Annotated in this window: 16 protein-coding genes and 1 tRNA gene; 9 read left to right on the forward strand and 8 right to left on the reverse strand. The window is 73.4% G+C overall.

All coding sequences use genetic code 11. The features are described from left to right. The first annotated feature begins 86 nt into the window (after positions 1-86). From JS756_RS11915 to JS756_RS11925, 3 genes are all read left to right on the forward strand, one after another. Positions 87-665 carry a TerD family protein gene (locus JS756_RS11915; RefSeq protein WP_205383018.1) on the forward strand — a complete coding sequence of 193 codons (579 nt, stop codon included), beginning with the start codon at positions 87-89 and terminating at the stop codon, positions 663-665. Positions 666-864: 199 nt separating this feature from the next. Then, on the forward strand, positions 865-2,013 hold the full coding sequence (locus JS756_RS11920; RefSeq protein ID WP_205383019.1) for a DUF475 domain-containing protein: 1,149 nt from the start codon (positions 865-867) through the stop codon (positions 2,011-2,013). Between the two features lie 107 nt (positions 2,014-2,120). Next, entirely contained in the window at positions 2,121-2,864 is a 744-nt protein-coding gene (locus JS756_RS11925; RefSeq protein ID WP_205383020.1) for a TerD family protein, read from the forward strand. Here JS756_RS11925 and JS756_RS11930 read toward each other — a convergent pair. After that, complete coding sequence (locus JS756_RS11930) at positions 2,851-3,729, reverse strand: TerD family protein (RefSeq protein ID WP_205383021.1); 879 nt, start codon at positions 3,727-3,729, stop codon at positions 2,851-2,853. The genes JS756_RS11925 and JS756_RS11930 overlap by 14 nt on opposite strands. Before the next feature lie 210 nt (positions 3,730-3,939). Here JS756_RS11930 and JS756_RS11935 point away from each other — a divergent pair, with 210 nt between their 5' ends. Genes JS756_RS11935 through JS756_RS11945 form a run of 3 tightly spaced genes read left to right on the forward strand, consistent with a single transcriptional unit; the run spans position 3,940 to position 8,441 of the window. Next, positions 3,940-5,103, forward strand: coding sequence for an HpcH/HpaI aldolase/citrate lyase family protein (locus tag JS756_RS11935; protein WP_205383022.1), 1,164 nt, complete (start codon positions 3,940-3,942; stop codon positions 5,101-5,103). A 15-nt stretch (positions 5,104-5,118) separates the two neighbouring features. Further along, the gene (locus JS756_RS11940; RefSeq protein ID WP_205383023.1) at positions 5,119-7,629 is read left to right on the forward strand and encodes a phosphoribosyltransferase; all 2,511 of its coding nucleotides are present in this window, start codon (positions 5,119-5,121) and stop codon (positions 7,627-7,629) included. Then, the gene (locus JS756_RS11945) at positions 7,629-8,441 is read left to right on the forward strand and encodes an HAD family hydrolase (RefSeq protein ID WP_205383024.1); all 813 of its coding nucleotides are present in this window, start codon (positions 7,629-7,631) and stop codon (positions 8,439-8,441) included. Before JS756_RS11940 ends, JS756_RS11945 begins: the two co-directional genes overlap by 1 nt. A 59-nt stretch (positions 8,442-8,500) precedes the next feature. Here JS756_RS11945 and JS756_RS11950 read toward each other — a convergent pair whose 3' ends face one another. From JS756_RS11950 to JS756_RS11960, 3 genes are all read right to left on the reverse strand, one after another. Further along, positions 8,501-8,722, reverse strand: coding sequence for an FmdB family zinc ribbon protein (locus JS756_RS11950; protein ID WP_205383025.1), 222 nt, complete (start codon positions 8,720-8,722; stop codon positions 8,501-8,503). 38 nt (positions 8,723-8,760) lie between these two features. Continuing rightward, positions 8,761-10,101, reverse strand: coding sequence for a hypothetical protein (locus JS756_RS11955; protein WP_240203651.1), 1,341 nt, complete (start codon positions 10,099-10,101; stop codon positions 8,761-8,763). Between the two features lie 113 nt (positions 10,102-10,214). Beyond that, positions 10,215-10,985, reverse strand: coding sequence for a DUF4097 family beta strand repeat-containing protein (locus JS756_RS11960; RefSeq protein ID WP_205383027.1), 771 nt, complete (start codon positions 10,983-10,985; stop codon positions 10,215-10,217). Positions 10,986-11,171: 186 nt separating this feature from the next. Here JS756_RS11960 and JS756_RS11965 point away from each other — a divergent pair. Next, positions 11,172-11,243, forward strand: a tRNA-Val gene (locus tag JS756_RS11965). Positions 11,244-11,634: 391 nt separating this feature from the next. Beyond that, complete coding sequence (locus tag JS756_RS11970) at positions 11,635-12,237, forward strand: DUF305 domain-containing protein (RefSeq protein ID WP_438817306.1); 603 nt, start codon at positions 11,635-11,637, stop codon at positions 12,235-12,237. Here the strand turns inward: JS756_RS11970 and JS756_RS11975 are convergent. Then, positions 12,200-12,592: a DUF8825 domain-containing protein gene (locus tag JS756_RS11975; protein ID WP_205383029.1), complete on the reverse strand. Its 393-nt coding sequence runs from the start codon at positions 12,590-12,592 to the stop codon at positions 12,200-12,202. The genes JS756_RS11970 and JS756_RS11975 overlap by 38 nt on opposite strands. A gap of 512 nt (positions 12,593-13,104) precedes the next feature. After that, positions 13,105-13,998: a ketopantoate reductase family protein gene (locus tag JS756_RS11980; RefSeq protein WP_205383030.1), complete on the reverse strand. Its 894-nt coding sequence runs from the start codon at positions 13,996-13,998 to the stop codon at positions 13,105-13,107. A 121-nt stretch (positions 13,999-14,119) separates the two neighbouring features. On the opposite strand from JS756_RS11980, the gene JS756_RS11985 reads away from it, so the two are divergent. Next, positions 14,120-14,344, forward strand: a complete 225-nt coding sequence (locus tag JS756_RS11985) for a DUF2277 domain-containing protein (protein WP_205383031.1) — start codon at positions 14,120-14,122, stop codon at positions 14,342-14,344. 338 nt (positions 14,345-14,682) lie between these two features. Here the strand turns inward: JS756_RS11985 and JS756_RS11990 are convergent, their stop codons facing one another. Then, positions 14,683-15,318, reverse strand: a complete 636-nt coding sequence (locus JS756_RS11990) for a DedA family protein (protein ID WP_205383032.1) — start codon at positions 15,316-15,318, stop codon at positions 14,683-14,685. A 322-nt stretch (positions 15,319-15,640) separates the two neighbouring features. Further along, positions 15,641-16,096, reverse strand: a complete 456-nt coding sequence (locus JS756_RS11995; RefSeq protein WP_205383033.1) for a DoxX family protein — start codon at positions 16,094-16,096, stop codon at positions 15,641-15,643. Positions 16,097-16,110 lie beyond the last annotated feature (14 nt).

Consider the following 16,110-nt stretch of genomic DNA (forward strand, 5'->3'; position numbering starts at 1 on the left):
CTCACCGTCCGGCGCCGCACGGTCCGCGTGCGGCGCCGGACGCGCAGGGCCAGCACCAGAACACCGTTTCGGGGAGGGACAGCAGTATGGGTGTCACGCTCGCCAAGGGAGGAAACGTCTCCCTGTCCAAGGCCGCGCCGAATCTCACCCAGGTGATGATCGGGCTCGGCTGGGACGCACGCTCCACCACCGGGGCCGCGTTCGACCTCGACGCCAGCGCGCTGCTCCTCGGCAGCGGCAACCGCGTCCTGGGCGACGAGTGGTTCGTCTTCTACAACCAGCTCAAGAGCCCCGACGGCTCGGTGGAGCACACGGGTGACAACCTCACCGGCGAGGGCGAGGGCGACGACGAGTCGATCCTCATCGACCTGGCCAAGGTGCCGCCCCAGTGCGAGAAGATCGTCTTCCCGGTCTCGATCCACATGGCCGACGAGCGTGGCCAGACCTTCGGGCAGGTCAGCAATGCCTTCATCCGCGTGGTCAACCAGGCCGACGGCCAGGAGCTCGCGCGCTACGACCTCAGCGAGGACGCCTCCGGTGAGACGGCCATGATCTTCGGCGAGGTCTACCGCTACCAGGGCGAGTGGAAGTTCCGTGCGGTGGGGCAGGGATACGCGTCCGGGCTGCGGGGCATCGCCCTGGACTTCGGGGTAAACGTCTCGTAAAGGGCGCCTCCGCCGCCGCCCCGCACTGATCGCCCGTGTCGCACCGGCAACGGGCCGCCGGACCGGCCTCCCGGTCCGGCGAGCCTCACCGTAGACTCTCCTCGCAACGTCAACATCGAGTAAAGCCGAGTGCGGCGCGGGGGAGACCCTCCCCCAGACTCCGTCTGGGAGGGACCCCCGACACAGGATTGGGTAGCCAGTGCTTCTGAAAACCTTCGGCTGGTCGTTCGCGGTCACCGCGCTCGGCCTGGTCGCAGCGGTCTTCTACGGGGGGTGGGAAGCCTTCGGCATCGTGGCGATCCTCTCCGTCCTCGAGATCTCGCTGTCGTTCGACAACGCGGTCGTCAACGCCGGAATCCTGAAGAAGATGAATGCCTTCTGGCAGAAGATCTTCCTCACGGTGGGCGTCCTCATCGCGGTCTTCGGCATGCGACTGGTCTTCCCCGTCGTCATCGTCGCGATCAGCGCCAAGATGGGCCCCGTCGAGGCCGTCGACCTAGCGCTCAACAACAAGGACCGCTACCAGGAACTGGTCACCGACGCGCACCCGGCGATCGCGGCCTTCGGCGGCATGTTCTTGCTCATGATCTTCCTCGACTTCATCTTCGAGGACCGGGACATCCAGTGGCTGCGCTGGATCGAGCGGCCCCTGGCCAAGCTCGGCAAGGTCGACATGCTGTCGGTCTGCATCGCGCTGATCGTCCTGCTGATCACCTCCTTCACCTTCGCCACCCAGGCCCACCAGCACGGCGGCGCACACGTCGACAAGGCCCAGACGGTACTCATCGCCGGCATCGCCGGCCTGATCACCTACATGGTCGTCGGCGGGCTCTCCGGCTACTTCGAGGACAGACTGGAGGAGGACGAGGAACGGGAGCACGAGGAGGAGGAAGAGGCCGCCCGCACCGGCAGACCACGCTCCGCGGTCAAGCTGGCCGGCCAGGCCGCGTTCTTCATGTTCCTCTACCTGGAGGTCCTGGACGCGTCCTTCTCCTTCGACGGGGTCATCGGCGCCTTCGCCATCACCAACGACATCGTCCTGATGGCGCTCGGCCTCGGTATCGGCGCGATGTACGTCCGGTCGCTCACGGTCTACCTGGTCCGCCAGGGCACCCTCGACGACTACGTCTACCTGGAGCACGGCGCCCACTACGCCATCGGCGCCCTGGCGGCCATCCTCATGGTCACCATCCAGTACGAGATCAACGAGGTCATCACCGGACTCGTCGGCGTGGTCCTGATCGCCTGGTCCTTCTGGTCCTCCGTCCGCCGCAACCGCGCGCTGGAGGCCGAGGAGGGAAAAGCGGAGGGCTCGGACGAGAAGGCTGAGGTCTCGTCCGGGGTGTGACCGCAGCCCGGCTGAGGGAACGCTTCGTTGCGGGGCGGCCATGAGGGACGGACGTGTCCTTCCGGTCGCCCCGCCGGTCTTTTCGACAACTGCACCTGGGGGCGGGAATGGGCATCTTCGACGGGCTGCTGGGCGGGCGCGCAGCCGACTTCGACTCCGGCAGCGCGGCCACCAACGCCATCGAGCTCACCAAACGGCACCGCACGGTCTCCCTCACCAAGCAGGGTGCCGCCACGGGCAACCTGCGCATCAACCTGACCTGGCGGATGCGCACCTCCGACATGGGCGGCATGCAGCGCGAGAGCCTGCTGCGCCACCCCTTCAAGGCGCTCAAGCCGCCGGAGGTCGTCGGCCACAGCCAGAGCATGGTCAACGTCGACCTGGACCTGGGCTGCCTGTACGAGCTGGCCGACGGCACCAAGGGCGTCGTGCAGCCGCTGGGCAACCTCCTCGGCGACGTCAACGCGCCGCCCTACGTCAAGCTCAGCGGCGACGACCGGTTCGGCTCCGCGTCCGGCGAGACGATCTACGTCAACCTCGACCACCGCGAGAAGATCAAACGGCTGCTCGTCTTCGTGTACATCTACGACCAGACACCGGCCTTCGACCGCACGCACGCCATCGTCACCCTCTACCCCAGCAACGGGCCCCGCATCGAGATCGGCTTGGACGAGCGTCACCCGCAGGCTCGCTCCTGCGCCGTCGTACTGATCGAGAACGTCAAGGACGAGCTGATCGTGCGCCGCGAGGTGACGTTCGTCTACGGCTTCCAGGCCGAACTGGACCGGCTCTACGGGTGGGGTCTGCAGTGGGGCCGGGGCTACAAGAACCAGACCGCTAGCGCCCCATGAACTGCGGCCCCTGCGGCGGCAGCCGGAACTCCGCGTCCGGCCCCTGGGCTGCCGCCGCCGGCGGGTACCCGTACCCGGACGCGCCGCCCACCGCCGGCTGCGGATAGCCGTAGGCGGGCTGGGGAGCCGGATGGCCGTGCACGGGCTGCACCGGCGCCGTCGGCACCGCGGAGGACGGCGCGACGTCCGCCGCAGCCTGCGGATAGCCGTAGGCCGGCAGGCCCGCCTGCGCCGGCACCCCGGCGGGCTCCTCCGGCGGCAGCGGCCGGGAGGTCTCCGGCGCCGACGGCTCGCCCACCGCCTCGGGCCCCTCCTCCGCCTCCGACTCGTCCACCGAGATCCCGAAGTCGGTCGCCAGCCCCTTCAGCCCGTTGGAGTAGCCCTCGCCCAGCGCGCGGAACTTCCAGCCCTCGCCGCGCCGGTACAGCTCCCCGCAGATCAGCGCCGTCTCGCGGCCCGTCTCCGGCCTGATGTCGAAGTACGCCAGCGGCTCGTCACCGGCGGCGCCGGCGTCGTACAGCAGGATGCACAGCTCCCGGACCCGTTCGAAGGCGACTCCGTCCGCCGAGGCGACCAACAGGATCCGGCCGACCTCGGACTCGACACCCGCGAGATCCGCCTGGACGGTGTCGGTGAGCCCCTCCGCCAGCCGCTTCTTGCCCAGCCGCCACACCTTCCCCGACGGATGCCGGGGCTGGTTGTAGAAGACGAAGTCCTCGTCGGAGCGCACACGACCGTCGGGGCCCAGAAGCAGCGCGGAGGCGTCCACATCCGGAACCTCCTGCTCTGCCGCCCAGCGCAGCACGGCGCGCACCGTGCCCGCTTCCAGCGGGACGTTCGACCCTTTCAGCATCGCGTGCGTCATGCGGTCATCCTGCCCTCTCGGTCCTGGTCACGACAACGCGGGGGTACGGTGCGGGCACAGCTCCGGCACAGCCCGTGCCCGGCCGCGTAACCGGAAATTCATGCCCACCGGGAACTCAGGACACAGCTCCCTACGTACTATTACCGGCCACCCATCGACACGTCATCGGCCGGTCCTCCGGCCCCGCTCAGCACCACGGGGGAGAGTTTCATGCGTCATTTCGGGCACATCGCCCCTGAGGTGCGCCGCCGCCTCTTCCACCAGGAGCCCTGCTCCTTCACGGCCGACTCCCCGACCCGGCTGCTCTCCGCCGCCCTCGGCGCCACGCTGTACAGCCCGGCCACCCGGCCCCGGCTCGCCGACGACATCGTCAGGCAGGCCGCGAACGGCGTCGTCTCGATGGTGCTGTGCCTGGAGGACTCCATCGACGACGCGGACGTCGTGCACGGCGAGGAGAACCTCGTCCGCCAGTTCGCCGACCTCGACGGCGCCGGCACCGCACTGCCACTGCTCTTCATCCGCGTCCGCACGCCCGAGCAGATCCCCGACCTCGTCGACCGCCTGGGCGCCGGGGTCCGGCACCTGTCCGGATTCGTGCTGCCGAAGTTCACCGAGGAGCGCGGCATCCCCTTCCTGGAGGCCCTCGCCACCGCCGAGGCCGCCTGCGGACGGCGCCTGTTCGCCATGCCGGTCCTGGAGTCGCCGGAGCTGCTGTACCGCGAGTCCCGCTTCGACACCCTGGAGGGTGTCTTCCGCGCCGTCGACAAGTACCGCGACCGGGTCCTCGCGCTCCGCCTCGGCGTCACCGACTTCTGCTCCTCCTACGGCCTGCGCAGAGCCCCCGACATGACGGCCTACGACGTCCAGATCGTCGCCTCCGTCATCGCCGACGTCGTCAACATGCTGGGCCGCGCCGACGGCACCGGCTTCACCGTGACCGGCCCGGTGTGGGAGTACTTCCGCGTCCCCGAGCGCCTGTTCAAGCCGATGCTGCGCACCAGCCCCTTCCTGGAGGGGCAGGCCGTCGAGCTCCGCGAGGCACTGATCGAGCACGCCATGGACGGACTGCTGCGGGAGATCTCCCTCGACCATGCCAACGGCCTGCTCGGCAAGACCTGCATCCACCCCTCGCACGTCCCCGCGGTGCACGCGCTGTCCGTCGTCAGCCACGAGGAGTACAGCGACGCCGCCGACATCCTGCACCCCGAGCGCGGCGGCGGGGGAGTGCTCAGGTCGCAGTACACGAACAAGATGAACGAGGTGAAGCCGCACCGCGCCTGGGCGGAGCGGACCATGCTGCGTGCGGAGGTCTTCGGTGTCGCGCACGAGGACATCAGTTTCGTGGACCTGCTCGCCGCCGGGATACCCGACTGAACACGACAAGGGATCATGAACAAAGCAGAGAACAACGGGGTCTGGTCCGGCAGCTGGGTCGCCGAGCGGCTCGGGGTCGAGCTCGTCGGCGACGCCCGGCTGACCGGACTGCTGGGCCTCGCACTGCGCCGCAACCCCAAGCGGGCCCATCTGCTCGTGTCGAACGTCCTCGGCAAGCACGTCCCGCAGTCCCCCTCCGTCGTCTACGGCCACGGCCTCGCCCTCGGCCGCCGGGTGCGTGACCTGCTCGGCGCGGACGAATCGGACCGCGCCGTCGTCCTCGGCTACGCGGAGACCGCCACCGGCCTCGGCCACGCCGTCGCCGACGGCCTCGCCACCGCCCCCTACCTGCACTCCACCCGCCGTCCCGTCCCCGGTGTCGATCCGGCCGGCGGCTTCGAGGAGTCCCACTCGCACGCCACCTCCCACCTGCTGCTGCCCGAGGACGCGGCCCTGCTCGCCGGCGACGGACCGCTCGTCCTCGTCGACGACGAGTTCTCCACCGGCAACACGGTCCTCAACACCGTCCGCGACCTGCACGCCCGCTACCCGCGCGGCCGGTACGTGGTCGTCGCCCTCGTCGACATGCGCTCGGCCGCCGACGCGGCCCGCCTGGAGGACTTCGCCCGGGAGCTCGGCGCCCGCGTCGACCTGGTGGCGGCGGCCTCGGGCACCGTACGACTGCCGGAGGGGGTGCTGGAGCAGGGACGACGGCTGGTCGCCGCCCACGAGAGCGGCCCCGCGGGGCCGCAGGCCTTCGACGGCCCCGAGGACCCGCACCCGGCCGGCGGGGACGCGTCGGGGCGGCCCCGCGGCCACGTGGCACGGGTGGACCTGCACTGGCCGCACGGCCTGCCCGACGGAGGCCGGCACGGCTTCACCCCGCGCCACCGGGCACGCCTGGAGAGCGCGCTGCCCGCGATGGCCGCGCGCCTGGCCGAGGCGCTGCCGAAGGGCGCACGCCGGGTCCACGTCCTCGGCTGCGAGGAGCTGATGTACGCGCCGCTCAGGCTCGCGCGCGAGCTGGAGCAGATCACCTGCACCGAGGTCCGCTACTCCACCACCACCCGCTCACCCGTCCTCGCCGTCGACGACCCCGGCTACGCGATCCGCAGCCGCCTGGTCTTCCCCGCCCACGACACCCCCGCCGACGGCCCCGGAGACCGCTACGCCTACAACGTGGCCGGCGCCGGCTTCGACGCGGTGGTCGCCGTCGTCGACTCCGCCGCGGACACCCCGCACCTGCACGCCCCCGGCGGCCTCCTCGACCGGCTCGCCGCCCACATCCCGCACGTCGTGCTCGCGGTCGTGCCGTCGTACGTCCCGGGGCCGCCGCGCCCCGCCGCACCTTCCGGAACAGGAACCACCATGCTGCCCGAGCCCCTGCGCGGCCCCGCCTTCTCCTCGTACGCGCCCGAGGAGGTCGGCTGGCTGCTCCAGGACCTCTCGGACGTGACGCTGGAGGCGCCGACCGAGGAGCGCGAGGAGGCCATCCAGAGCGGCGGCGCCCACTACGCCGAGTCGCTGCCGGTGGAGTACCAGCCGAGCGAGCAGTACCAGGAGCTGTTCCGCACCGCCCTGGAGGCCTCCGCGAGCCGCCTCGCCCACGCCGTCGGCGTCGTCACCGACACCGTCGTCGCCGAACGCTCCCCCCGGCCGGTCCTGGTCTCCCTGGCCCGCGCCGGCACCCCCGTCGGCGTCCTGATGCGCCGGTGGGCACGGCACCGCCACGGCCTCGACCTGCCGCACTACGCCGTCTCCATCGTGCGCGGCAGGGGCATCGACGCCAACGCGCTGCGCTGGCTGGCCGCCCACCACGACCCCGCCGACGTCGTCTTCGTCGACGGCTGGACCGGCAAGGGCGCCATCACCCGCGAACTCGCCGACGCCCTTGCCGAGTTCGCGGCCGGCGACGGCACCACCGGCTTCGATCCGGAGATCGCGGTCCTCGCCGACCCGGGCTCCTGCGTGCGCACCTACGGCACCCGGGAGGACTTCCTCATCCCCTCCGCCTGCCTCAACTCCACCGTCTCCGGCCTGATCTCCCGCACCGTGCTCCGCACCGACCTGGTCGGCCCGCACGACTTCCACGGCGCCAAGTTCTACCGCGAACTCGCCGACGCCGACGTCTCCGCGGCCTTCCTCGACGCCGTCTGCGCCCGCTTCCCCGAGGTCGCCGACAGCGTGGACGCCGCGGTCAAGGAACTCCGGGCCGGTGACCGCACCCCCACCTGGGAGGGCTGGGCCGCCGTCGAGCGGATCAGCGAGGAGTACGGCATCCACGACGTCAACCTCATCAAGCCCGGAGTCGGTGAGACCACCCGCGTCCTGCTGCGCCGCGTGCCATGGAAGATCCTGGCCCGTGCCGGGGCGGGCGCCGACCTGGACCACGTCCGGCTGCTCGCCGAGCAGCGCGGCGTCCCCGTCGAGGAGGTCGCCGGCCTGCCGTACACCTGCGTCGGCCTGATCCACCCCCGGTTCACGCGCGGCGCGACCGGTGCGGACGGCAGGGCGGTGAACGTCTGATGCCGGTGCTGGTGGCGAGCGACCTCGACCGTACGCTGATCTACTCCGCGGCGGCCCTGGCCCTGACCATGCCGGACGCGCGGGCCCCGCGGCTGCTGTGCGTCGAGGTCCACGAGAGCAGACCGCTGTCGTTCATGACGGAGACGTCGGCACAGCTGCTGACGGATCTCATCGACACCGCGGTGTTCGTCCCGACCACGACCCGTACCCGCAAGCAGTACCTGCGCATCAACCTGCCGGGCCCGGCGCCCACGTACGCGATCTGCGCCAACGGCGGCCATCTGCTGGTCGACGGGGTCTCGGACGGCGACTGGCACGCGACGGTCACCGCCCGGCTGGCCGCCGAGTGCGCGCCGCTGGCCGAGGTGCGGCACCACCTGACGACCACGGCCGACCCGGCGTGGGTGCGCAAGCACCGCGTCGCCGAGGACCTCTTCGCCTACCTGGTCGTCGAGCGCGAACTGCTGCCCGAGGAATGGGTGAAGGAACTCGGCGCCTGGGCGGAGCCCCGCGGCTGGACCGTGTCCCTCCAGGGCCGCAAGATCTACGCCGTACCGAAGCCGCTGACGAAGAGCGCCGCCGTGCGCGAGGTCGCCCGCCGCACGGGCGCCGACCTGACACTGGCGGCCGGCGACTCCCTCCTCGACGCCGACCTGCTCCTGGCCGCCGACCGGGGCTGGCGCCCCGGCCACGGCGAACTCGCCGACGCGGGCTGGACGGCACCGCGGATCACCACCCTGCCGGAGCGGGGCGTACTGGCGGGGGAGCGCATCCTCAGGGAGTTCCTGAGGGCCTCCCGCCCGCAGGGGTAGACCGCCCCCGGGCCGGGGGGCGGGCGGCAGGCGCCCGGCCCCCGCGGGCCGTCCCGGCGTCAGCCGCAGCAGCCGCCTCCGCAGCAGCCGCCCCCGCCGCCGGTCCCGGGCGCCGGGGCGGCGGACGCGGCCGCCGTGCCGCCGACGGCCACCGTCGACAGCAGCTTCACCGTGTCGTCGTGCCCGGCGGGGCAGCTCGCGGGGGCGGAGGACTCCGCCATCGGACGGCTCATCTCGAAGGTGTCGCCGCAGGTACGGCAGCGGTACTCATAGCGAGGCATGCGCACAGGTTAACCGGGTGCGGCCCGCGCGCGGCAGCTCAGTGGGCGGCGCCCGTGCCCCGGTCCTGGCGGATCTGCCCGACCACCCGCGCCACCGTCTCCCTCACCGCCTCCGTCTCGGTGAGGAAGTGCCAGTAGTCGGGATGCCGCCCGCTCTCCAGTGTGGCGACGGCACGGTCCAGCCGGGCCACCGACTCGTCCAGTGGACGCGCATGCCGCGGATCCGGCGTCGTCCGCCCCGCCATGGCCAGCCGCTGTGCGTCCCGGATCGCGAACCGGGTCCGCTCGATCTCCTGCTGCGGATCCCGCTGCACCGCGTTGAGCCTGTTCAGCCGGTCTCCGGCGGCGGACACGGCCTCGTCGGTGGTGTTCAGCAGGGCCCGCACCGTGGACAGCAGCGCCGTCGCGTCCGGCCACCGCTGCTCCTCGCGGGCGGCCCGCGCCTCCGCCAGCTTCCGCTCGGCCTGCCGCACATTCTCCGCGGCCAGCTCGGGCACCCGCTGCAGATCCTGCCAGCACGCGGCCGCGAACCGCCGCCGCAGCTCGCTGAGGACGGGCTCGACCTGCCCGGCGCGGGTCGTCAGCGCCTGCGCGCGGGTGCGCAGCGACACCAGCCGGTGGTCGATCTCGGCGGCCTGCTCCGGCAGCCGCCCGGCCTCCACCCGGATGGCCTCGGCCTCCCGCGCCACCCGTTCGGCCCGCTCCAGCGTCGGTGTGACGCCGTGCTGCCCCGCGCCCTGGTTGAGCCGGGTCAGCTCGGGCGACAGCGCGGCGAGCCGGGCCGCGAGGTCGTCGGCCCGCAGCCCCGACTGCCGTGCGGCGTCGAGGGCGTCGGACGCGGCGAGCAGCCCCTGCCGGGCCCGCTCCACGGCGGGGGCCACGCGGGCGAGCTGCGTCTCGGCCTTCCCGAGCAGCGGGCCGAGCCCGCCGGCGAAACGGTCCAGCTCCCCCTTGACCCGCTCCAGTTCGTCCTTGGCCCGGGTCAGGTCGGTCCGCGCCCGGGCGGCGGCCGAGGCTTCCAGGTCGTCCCGGTCGAGGTCGTGCGCGTCCACGGCGGAGATGTACTGGTGGCTGACCTCGTCGATACGCCGCCCGAGCGCCTCGAAATCGGCGACGGCGCGGCGGGCGGGGGGCGAGTTGTCGACGGCGGTGATCGTCTCCACCGAGATCCGCAGATCCCGCTGGGCGGTGTCCAGCTCGTAGAAGGCGGCCGCCGCGGCGTCCTTCGCGGCCTGCGCCTCCGCCCGCTGGCTCTCCGCGCGTCCGCCGAACCAGCGCCGGGTGCCGCCGCCCGCGAACGCGGCGGGAAGCGCGAGGGCGGCCACGAGCGGCAGCCCCATCAGGACGAGCGCGTCCCGCGCGGCGCGCGCGTACGGCATCGACGGCGACGAGTACGGCTGCGATGGTGTCGCCGTCACATCCCTCTCCCGTGCAGTGTTCGGCCCGGCCAGGTGTCATTCTCCCACCGGTTGAAGACGAACACACGGGCCGTTCAGTTCGCCGTGCGCACGGTGATTCCGCCGTCGCCGGTGCGCACGGACACCCGGTGCGGGCTGGAGTCGTCCCGCGGCACGGACACCCGCACGCGGCCGTCGCCGCTCGACGCGGACACCCGGTAGGTGGCGCGGGGCACGGAGAGCGTCACCGACCCGTCCCCGCTGACGGCCTCCACCCGGTCCGGTACGGCACTCAGCTCCACCCGTACCGAACCGTCCCCGGTGTGCGTGCTGACGTCCCGCGAGGCGACCTCGGCGTGCACCGATCCGTCGCCGGTGCGCAGCGTCAGCGGACCACTGGTGTCGGTGACGTGCACGGAACCGTCGCCGGTGCGGATGCTGAGCGCGTCCCGGAACCCGCGCGCCCGCACGCTGCCGTCCCCGTCCTCCACGGTGACGGCGACGCCGCGGGGCACCTCGATCCGGTGCCGGGCGGCGCAGTCGGCGACGAACCCGGAGCAGTGCACCCGCAGCACCAGCCGGTCGTCCTTCAGGGACCAGGACACCTTCGGCCCCGACCCGACCAGCACCGACCCCGCGAACCAGCGGGTCACGCGCACCTGCCCCGCCGCGTTCCCGCCCGCGGCGACGATCTCCAGCGCCGAGTCGTCGGAGTCGACGGTGAGGGTGCTGCCCTGCAGGGCGAAGGTCCGGTGGTCGGGGTCCTTGTCGTCGCCGGGGGAGGCCCCGCAGCCGGTGGCCCCTGCGGCGAGCACGGCGGCCAGGGCGGCGACGGCGACGGCGCGGGCGGAAAAGGAACGGGCCATGACGATGATCTCCCCCTGGGCTGCGCACTCCTGCGGTGGTGCGTCTCCCCTCGACGTTAGGGACCGCGGCACGGTCCCGGGATCCGACGGACCACCTGATCCGCCCGGGGGTTATCCCCCCTGCCGTCTGCCGTCCGGGGTTTGCGGAGGACCGCCCCCGGCAATGTAGGCTGTCGACTCGTTCTCGGGTGCGTAGCTCAGGGGTAGAGCGCCTGCCTTACAAGCAGGATGTCGGCGGTTCGAAACCGTCCGCGCCCACCCAGGACAGAGGCCCCCCGCGTTTTCCGCGGGGGGCCTCCGCAGATCATTCGGGGAATGCTCGGGAGCCGACTCCCGGCCGCCCTCACCTCGCCTCCGCGGCGCGGCAACTCCCCGTTCCCGGAACCCGGCCTCCTGCGTGAACCGGGCGACGCCCTTCACGGAGTACGCGCGGCCGAGGAGCGTGCCGTCGGTACAAGAGCGCCGACCGCCGTGGCGCGAGGCGGTGGGAACCTGGAGCCGGCTCCGCGAACGGACCTGCTGAGGGCGTTCGTGCCTCCGGTCGCCGGGCGGGCCTGACGTCTCCCTCTCGCCTTCGGCCGTCAGGGGTGTCTTCGCCGTGCCCGGATGCCCTGCCCGCGGGATGTGGAACCGAACACCCATGAGCAACATCAGCAGCACCCGTACCCTCGCCCGCCGTGCGGGCCTCGCCGCGGTCGCCGTGACCGCCGCCGCCCTGCTCGCCGCCTGCGGCAGCGGGCAGGAGGAGCGTGTCGCGGCGGCTCCCTCCGCGTCGGCCGCGCCCGCCGAGGCGGCGCACAACGCCCAGGACGTCGCCTTCGCGCAGGGCATGATCCCGCACCACCGCCAGGCGCTGCGGATGGCCGAGCTCGCCGCCGGGCGGGCCTCCTCCGCGCAGGTCCAGGACCTCGCGTCGCGCATCCGCGCGGGCCAGGACCCGGAGATCACGACCATGAGCGGCTGGTTGACCGTGTGGGGCGAGGACGTGCCGCAGGGCGCCTCGGCCATGCCGGGCATGCCCGGCATGATGGGCGGTCAGGACATGGCGAAGCTGGAGAAGGCTTCCGGCGAGGACTTCGACACCCAGTTCCTGAGCCTGATGATCGAGCACCACAAGGGTGCGGTGGACATGGCCAGGTCCGAGCAGGACCAGGGCCGTTACGGGCCCGCCAAGGTGCTGGCCGGAGCCGTCGTCAGCGCGCAGAACGCCGAGATCAAGGAGATGACGGGGCTCCTGGGCCGCCGTTCGTAGGCCGCTGGTCCGTGTCGTCGTCGCCGGGCGGGGTCCCGTGTGCGTGCTTGAGGCGCATGCGGGCTTCCACCCGGCTGTCGGCGGCGACCTCCGACCAGAAGCGGTGGGTGCTGACGAAGACCGCGAGTTCGTGTTCGCGGCGCCGGAGCTTCTCGACCTCGGCCTGCTCGTCCGGCGTCCAGCCGGGGGAGGCGGGACGTTCCACCTTGCGCCAGCCGTCGGTGTCGCTGAAGCCGTCCAGCGGCTCCACCGACCAGGGGAGCCGCTTCAGCAGGGCCGACAGCTCGGCCCGGACCTGATGCAGCTCCTCCTGGCCGGCCCGGAGATCACTGGGGAAGTCGTAGGTCGCAGCCACGCGCCAATGCTACGCCTGTTCGATTTTGCAAGGCGAGTCCGTTCCTCCGGTTCATGCGAACGAGTGAGCGAGCCGGGTCGTCCCCCTCTCCGGCGGCTCCCTGTGGCGGGTCCGCTCCGGAACGCCGGGACAGGGGTCGGCGCCGCCGCGAAGAACCGCGGTACGGCGCGAGCGGCGGGTACTGCGGCAGCCCGGCGGTACAGCGGGGCGGGGCGGCGTCGGCCACCGGACGCCTGCACCTCTCGGACGGGCGGCCCCGGCGCGCGCCACAGGCGCGGCCCGCTCCGGCGGCATGCGGGGGATGCCGCCGGAACGCGGGGATGCCGGAACGCGGCCAGGGCGCCTCGGTTCGCGCCGCCGCACGCCACCCCACGGCGCGTCGCCCCGGCGCACCCCGCGGCGCCCCAGGTCGCCGACGCCCCCCGCTGCGCCGTCCGGCGGGAGCGGTCGCGGTCGGCGCCCTCAGCCGGGGAGCCGTGCGGGACGTCCCCGGCCGAGGGGCGTGCGGGATGTCAGCGGGTGAGGTCCCGCACCAGCCGTGCGGTCACCGGCACGGCCACCCCGTGCCGCTGCGCCGCGCGGAGCAACGCCCCGCCGATCGCGTCGAGTTCCAGCGGGCGGCCCGCCTCGGCGTCGCGCTGCATGGAGGACTTCGTCCCCGGCGGGAAGGCGTCGTAGCGGGCGAGGGCCCCGGCCGGGTCCGCGGGTCCGCCGCAGGCGCCGCTGACCGCCGCGGTCTCCTCCACCAGGGCGGTCAGCTCGTCGCGGTACCGGGTGCGGATGTCGCCGATCGGGACGCCGTGGCGGGTGGTGAGCAGGGCGAACGGTGCGAGGAACGACATCTTCGCCCACAGGGCCGCCGTCTCGTCGTCGAGCACACGGGTCGTCGGGCCCGCCTCCGACAGGGCCCGAGCGAGCCTCTCCAGCCGGTCGCGCGGCACGGTGTCGCCGGCCAGGTCGATCTCGGCGAACGGGCTGCCGTGGTCGATGACGCCGGGCGCGACGCGGGTCGACTCCGCCCGGATGACGGCCGGGGCGACCCGGTCGGCCGGGTAGCGGGTGCGCAGTACGTCCGGGTGCTCGACGCCGTTCAGGAACGGTACGACGAGGGCGTCGCCGAGTGCCGCGGCGGGCAGGCGGTCGAGGGCGGTGTCGAGGGTGGTGTGCTTGACGGTGACGAGGGCGGCGTCGACCGGTTCGCGCAGTGTGGTGGCGGCCTGCGTGCGTACCGTGAAGTCGCCGAACCGGCCGCTGCGGACGCGGATTCCGTGCGCGTCCAGGGCCGCCGCGGTCTCGTCTCCGGCCAGGCAGACCACGCGGTGGCCGGCACGGGCGAGGAGGGCGGCGAGCAGGCCGCCGATGCCTCCGGGGCCGAGGACGGCGATGGTGAGTTTGTCGTGCGCCATGCTGGGTGGCTCCTTGTTCGTCGGTCGGCCCCGTGGTCGGTGGCCGCCTCGGCAGTGATCATCGCAGGTGTTCGGTCGGCTGGGGAGGGCGGCTGTCGGTGGTGCGCGCGAGACTGGGGGCATGTGCCGGAGCATCAAGACTCTTCGTCCGCCTGCGTTGCCCGAGGAGGCGACGGAGGAGGAGATTCGGGCAGCGGCCCTGCAGTACGTGCGGAAGGTGTCCGGTTTCCGGGCGCCGGCCGCCCACAACCGGGAGGTGTTCGAACGGGCGGTGGACGCGATCGCCGAGGCCACGGCGGAGTTGCTGGACGGGCTGGAGATACGGGGCGCCGGCGTCCGGTCGTGACGGGAACCCGGCGGGTCGTTCGTGTCGCCGGACCCGCCGGACCCGCCGGACCCGCCGGACCCGCCGGACCCGCCGGACCCGCCGGGCCGCGCGGCCGGCGTGCACGGGCGACGGTCCCGGTCCGGCGGATTGCCGTCACAGGGATACGTCGCAGGGATCCGTCACCAGCCCGGTCCGGTCGCCCCGGTCCGGGGTCGGCCCACTCGGCGGTGTGCACGGGGGCGACGCCCGCCGCTGTTCGGCAGGGCGGTGAAATGGCGCGGGGAAGCTCGCGCGGCCGTCCGCGTCGGTGCGCCCCGGACGGCGGACGGCCCGGCCCGGCGGGTCCGGGGGAGTGCTCAGCCCGCGACCGCGGGCCTGCGGCGCATCAGGTACGTCGCGCCCGCCCCGGCCGCGAAGAGCGCGCCCAGGGACACCGCCGTCGCCAGCCATCTGGTCCCCAGCCATTGGGCGCCGAAGTAGCCGAGGGCGGTGCTGTAGGCGGCCCAGGACAGGCCCGCCAGAGCGGACCAGGGGAGGAAGTCGCGGGCCCGGCGGCGGGCCGCGCCCGCGGTCAGGGAGACGACGGAGCGGCCGGCAGGGGCGAACCGGGCCAGGACGACCAGCGCGCCGCCGCCTCTGGTCAGTGCCGTGCCGAGACGTTCCTGTGCGGCGCGCAGCCGGCGGGAGCGGGCGAGGGCGCGGTCCAGGCGGGGGCCGCCGCGCCAGGCGAGGCGGTAGACCGCGAGGTCGCCCAGCACCGACGCGGTCGCGGCGGACAGGATCAGGAACAGGGCGGAGGGGACCTGGTCCCGGGCCGCATCCGTGCCCGCCGCCGCCCCGGTGCCTGCTGCCGCGGCGGTCGCCGCCGCGATGACGAGGACGCCGCTCGGCAGGATCGGTACGAAGACGTCCAGCAGCACCGAGGCGGCCACCACCGCGTAGATCCATGGACTGCCGGTCAGTGCGCCGACCTGTCCGAGACTCTCCAGCACCGCTGACTCCCCGTATCCCCCGTGGGCCGTACCGAGCCGCGGTGTCGCGGGGAGCGGCAGGAGCGGCCTGTGACAGCCACCCAGGGTACGCGGGAGGTGGGGCGGAGGGGCCCCGGGGGCTGGTGGGATCCGGAGAAGCCGTCGGGCGGCCCCGCCGGAGCGGTCGCCCGCGGTGCCCTGGAGGGGGTGGGCGGCCGTGCATCGGGCCCTCGCGCGGGCCGGGCGGCGGGGCATGGGGTTCCGGCATGGGGCGGGCGGCAGGGCATGGGGTTCCGGCTCGGAGCCGGGCGGCCGTCCGCGGGGCTCGACGCCCGGCGGAGCGTCAGACGGCCACCGGCGTCCGCTCCGAGGCCGGATCCGCGGCCCGTCCGGCGCGCCGGGCCGGCAGGCGGTCCAGGCCGAAGGCTCCCGAGCCGGTGAACATCAGCAGGAAGAAGGCCCAGCAGAACAGAGCGGAGGCCTCGCCTCCGTTCTGGAGCGGCCACAGCGCCGTCGGCTGGTGCACGTCGAAGTAGGCGTACGCCATGGAGCCCGAGGCGAGCAGTGCCGCCGCGCGGGTGCCCAGGCCGAGCAGCACCAGGCCGCCGCCGAGCAGCTGGATCACGGCGGCGTACCAGCCCGGCCAGGCGCCGGCCGTGATCGTGCCTCCGTCGGTGCCCGCGGCGCCGCCGAGGACGCCGAAGAGCGAGGCGGCGCCGTGGCAGGCGAAGAGCAGTCCGACGACGATGCGGAAGAGGGCGAGGACATAGGGGAGGGCGCGGTCGAGGCGTCCGGTCATGCGGGGGTGACTCC

Source organism: Streptomyces actuosus (assembly GCF_016921115.1).
Classification (GTDB): Bacteria; Actinomycetota; Actinomycetes; order Streptomycetales; family Streptomycetaceae; genus Streptomyces; species Streptomyces actuosus_A.